General features: G+C 49.2%; 3 protein-coding genes. All 3 read left to right on the top strand.

Annotated elements, in window-relative coordinates; all coding sequences use genetic code 11:
* Nucleotides 1-290: phytase (locus VIP81_RS26750; RefSeq protein WP_331968536.1), on the top strand; the 290-nt coding region annotated here is incomplete at its 5' end.
* 10 nt (nucleotides 291-300) lie between these two features.
* Nucleotides 301-1,869 carry a metallophosphoesterase family protein gene (locus VIP81_RS26755; RefSeq protein WP_331968539.1) on the top strand — a complete coding sequence of 523 codons (1,569 nt, stop codon included), beginning with the start codon at nucleotides 301-303 and terminating at the stop codon, nucleotides 1,867-1,869.
* Nucleotides 1,856-3,331: cytochrome-c peroxidase (locus tag VIP81_RS26760; protein ID WP_331968542.1), on the top strand; the 1,476-nt coding region annotated here is incomplete at its 3' end. The genes VIP81_RS26755 and VIP81_RS26760, both read left to right, overlap by 14 nt.

Genomic DNA, 3,331 nt, shown 5'->3' on the forward strand with positions numbered 1-3,331 from the left:
AAGGCATTTCTATCTATAAAACATCTCCTAAAAAAGGATACCTGCTGGTATCTGACCAGGGAGCCAATAAATTCCATATCTTCAGCCGAGAAGGAACTACACATGCCCTGCTTAAAGTGGTAAAGGTAAGTGCCAGCCACAGCGACGGCTCCGACATAGTGAATATCCCGCTGAATGAGACTTTCCGGCATGGCTTATTTGTAGTAATGAGTGACGACAGGACTTTCCACTACTATCGCTGGGAAGACATTGCCGGTAAACAACTGGAATCCGCGCCAACAAAAAAATAATGCCCGCTATATGAAATTAATCGTCCTCGCTTCCATGCTACTACTGTCCGGCTATACCACTACCCAGGCACAGGAAGCTCCTGTTAAGAAAGTAACGCTAACGCCCACACTATTACGCGGCCCCTATTTACAGTCCGCCAGCAGTGACGGCATACTAATCAGGTGGCGCACCGATGCCTCTGCCAGAAGTCGTGTTAGATATGGTACCTCGCCGGATAAGCTGGACCAGCATACAGACGATGCCACGCTGGTCACCGAGCATAAAGTTCGGTTAACACACCTGCAACCCAATACCCGCTACTACTATGCTATTGGTGGTTACAAAGACGTATTGCAGGGCGATGCCAACAACTACTTCGTGACCCTGCCGGCCCCCGGCAGCACGGCGTTATATCGCATTGCCGCTCTCGGCGACTGCGGCGATAACTCCGTGAATCAGCGGCAGGTAAAAGAACAACTGGTAAAGTACCTGGGCAACAACTACCTGAACGCATGGATATTACTGGGAGATAACGCTTACCCGGACGGCACTGATGCGGAATACCAAAGCAAATTCTTTAACGTATACAAAGACGATTTGCTGAAAAAGTATCCCTTGTTCCCCGCCCCGGGCAATCATGATTATCATGATACCGACCTCTCAGAAAAACAGGCACAGCTTACCCATCAAACTACTTACTACCAGAACTTCTCCATGCCTTCCGAAGGAGAATCAGGCGGTGTGCCTTCTCACACGTCCTCCTTCTATTCGTTTGACCTGGGCAATATCCATTTCCTGTCGCTCGATAGCTATGGCAAAGAAGACAGCGCCTACCGCCTGTACGATACCACCGGCCCACAGGTAACCTGGATTAAAAAAGACCTCGCTGCCAATAAAAACAAAGGCTGGGTGATCGCTTACTGGCACCATCCTCCCTATACCATGGGTTCCCATAACTCTGATGAGGAAGATGAACTGGTATATATCCGGGAGAACTTTATTCAGCTGCTGGAACGCAACGGCGTAGACCTGGTACTGAATGGACATAGCCACGATTACGAACGATCAAGGATGATCAAAGGACATTATGGGATGGCCAATACTTTTGATCCGGCCAAACATAATGTGAGCCAGTCTTCCGGACGATATGACGGCGGCAGTAATGCAGCGCCCTATATCAAAGACAGTATCCGCAACACCGGTACCGTATACGTAGTGAGCGGTTCTGCCGGAAAACTGGGTGGCAAACAAACCACGTTTCCACATAAGGCCATGTACTTCTCGGATGCAGACCATGGCGGCTCCAGCATGCTGGAAATCCAGGACAACCGCCTCGATCTGAAATGGATCTGCGCAGATGGCACCATCCGCGATCAGTTTACCATGATGAAAAATGTAAACCGTCAAACGGATATCCACATTAAAAAAGGACAAACCGCCACGCTGACCGCCTCCTTCATTGGCGCCTACAAATGGAACAATCGTACCGACACCGGCAGAAGTATAACGGTAACGCCTACCGCGGCAGTGACCAAATACACCGTGACAGATACGTTCAATAATATCAAAGATACTTTTACCGTACATGTATCGAAATAAGATCAGCTGGATCATCTGGCCGCTGTTTGTACTCGTGGCTGTTTTCAGCGCATGGGGATTTAAACAGACGGAAGATGATAAAGGGTTTGCTCATACGGTGACCGTTTTCAGGGAAGGCGCCGCTGGTTTTGCGGCGGCCTCCCTGGAACTGGAAAAGGCCATACATGCCATCAATGCTACCCGGCCCGGTAGCATTGCCGATGCCAAAACTGCCCTAAAAAAATGCCGCCAGCAATACAAACGAATAGAATTTTTCCTCGACTACTTTTTCTTCAGCTCCTCCCTGGTGTATAATCGTCCGGCTAAAACGGAAATAGACGAACCCTATATGGAATACCAAGCGCCTGCCGGATTACAGCAGATCGCAGTGCTTCTGTACGATAAAGATCCTGTCTCCCGGAAAAAAGAATTAATGGAAGAAGCCGCAGTAATCAGCGCTTCCGCCGCAGATCTGCCAGCCCTCTTATACCAGTTTCGCACTACCGACAAATCCATTATGGAAAGTATCCGTATCGAACTGGTACGGCTATACGCAAACGGCATTACGGGCTACGATGCCCCGGAATTAAAAAGTGGTATCGCCGAAACGTGTCAGTCTATGCAAACAATCCAGGCCGTGCTACAGCCCTGGCTCCCTACTACTTCTCCCGAAACTATACCCGTAAAAAATTCCCTGACACAGTGCATTCAATACCTGCAACAGCATCCTGATTTTGATACGTTCAACCGGCTGGAATTCCTAACTACCTGCGCATTGCCGCTGCAGGAGCAGTTGAGCCAACTCATTGCTACGTTACAACTGGATCAGCATACCCGCAGCGCCCTGAACTACAACGCTAAAAACCTGTTTAGTAAAAACGCCCTGAACCTGGCTGTTTTTCCGGATAGCACAAAAGCTACCGCCGCGCTGAAAACGTTAGGTCAACAGCTGTTCTTTGAAAAAGCATTATCCGGGAATAATACCCGCAACTGCGCAACCTGTCATCAACCTGAAAAATATTTCAGTGATGGACTTAAAACCAGCATAACGCTTGATGGCAAACATCATGTTCGCAGAAATGCGCCCAGTCTGTATTACGCCGGATTCCAGTATGCGCAGTTCTGGGATGGCCGGGCCCGTAATTTGTCAAAGCAAATTGCACAGGTGATCAGTAACCCGGAGGAAATGAATGGTGTGCATGCCGTAGTAATTTCCCGGCTCAGAGACAGCGCTGCTTATCGCGCAGCTTTTCATGCAGCGTTTCCGGAAGCTAACGATGATACCACCGCTATCACCATGGCTCATCTCTCCGCTGCCATTGCAGCCTACCTGGGTAACCTCGCTCCTATGAGCAGCGCCATGGATGATTATTTCGCGGGGAATAAACAGGCGATGACACCGGCACAAATCAACGGTTTCAATTTATTTATGGGCAAGGCACAATGTGCGACCTGCCACTTTGCACCATTGTTCAACGGGCTT

It is taken from the genome of Chitinophaga sp., from assembly GCF_036566945.1.
In the GTDB taxonomy this organism is placed as follows: domain Bacteria; phylum Bacteroidota; class Bacteroidia; order Chitinophagales; family Chitinophagaceae; genus Chitinophaga.